At 53.0% G+C, this 372-nt stretch carries 1 protein-coding gene; it reads right to left on the bottom strand.

Going from position 1 to position 372, the window contains the following annotated elements:
- A partial coding sequence (locus tag SB822_RS55380) for a LysR family transcriptional regulator (protein WP_410858881.1) occupies positions 1-372 on the bottom strand: 372 nt, incomplete at both ends.

Below are 372 nucleotides of genomic sequence, written 5' to 3'. Positions count from 1 at the left end.
AATGGCAAGGCGGCAACCAGTTTCTGGGGATAGGCGAGGAACGATTTCAATTCGCCATAACTCGTACGGTTACAGGAAAAACCGATATCTATGTCTCCGTTGAGTAAGGCCTGTTCCTGCCGGTCAGGTAATAGCTCGTGCAATGACCAATCGATATTAGGTTTCAGTTCGCGAAAACGGTGCAATGCGGTCGGGAGGATACCATGGAGAAGGGAGTTTATTATGCCAATTCGAATGAACCCTTCAAGCCCCTCCGCTGCGCGGCGCACAATCTGTTCGGTGCTGTTGCAATCGCTTACGATCGCTCTGGCGCGCACCAGAAGCATTTCGCCGGCAAGCGTTAGCTTGGCCCCCTGTCGGTTGCGGTCGAAA

The organism is Paraburkholderia sp. SIMBA_054 (genome assembly GCF_046534875.1).
Classification (GTDB): Bacteria; Pseudomonadota; Gammaproteobacteria; order Burkholderiales; family Burkholderiaceae; genus Paraburkholderia; species Paraburkholderia hospita.
Note: the sequence above shows the minus strand (reverse complement) of the source record. Positions and strands in the feature narration are given on the sequence as shown.